Origin of the sequence: Aeromonas sp. sif2416 (assembly GCF_019218665.1) — a bacterium.
In the GTDB taxonomy this organism is placed as follows: Bacteria; Pseudomonadota; Gammaproteobacteria; order Enterobacterales; family Aeromonadaceae; genus Aeromonas; species Aeromonas encheleia.
The window spans coordinates 1-448 of the sequence record NZ_JAHUXC010000037.1 but is presented as its reverse complement, the minus strand read 5'-3'; the positions used below and the strand labels follow the sequence as shown (position 1 = coordinate 448).

Annotated in this window: 1 protein-coding gene; it reads left to right on the top strand. The window is 64.7% G+C overall.

All coding sequences use genetic code 11. The features are described from left to right. Positions 1–351 (top strand): hypothetical protein (locus KW821_RS21425; protein WP_218292858.1); only part of this gene is annotated, 351 nt, incomplete at its 5' end. Positions 352–448 lie beyond the last annotated feature (97 nt).

Sequence of the window (448 nt, the reverse complement as noted above, 5' to 3'; positions counted from 1 at the left end):
GTCGAGATGCTACAGGCGGCCGTGCTGGAGAAGCAGCGGCTGCGTCGCGAGGCAGCACTCTATCGCTCCCGCGTTGCGGCGCGTGCCGCACTGGCAGAGGCCATGCGCCTTCAGGCGCTCGAGGAGGAACGCCGGCGACAGGCCGCGAAGGAGAAGGCCGAACGCGAGCGGTCGGAACGGGAGGCTGCTGAGGCAAGACGCCGGGCGGCGGAGCAGGAGCAGCTGCAGCTGCAGCCGATTGAGCCTGGCAACTATTTTCCCGTCAATCCTAGCGAAGGCGTCACCCGCGAGGATCTACCGCCGATCAGTGGCCAGGGCCTGAATTTTGACACGTTGCCAGGTGTGAACTGATCGACTGGGGACGTGATCCTGCCATCGCGATGCCACTAGGGCCAGAACTTACGTGCCAGCGGCCGCTTCCGCGATTTGGGCTTTCATTGTCTCCAGA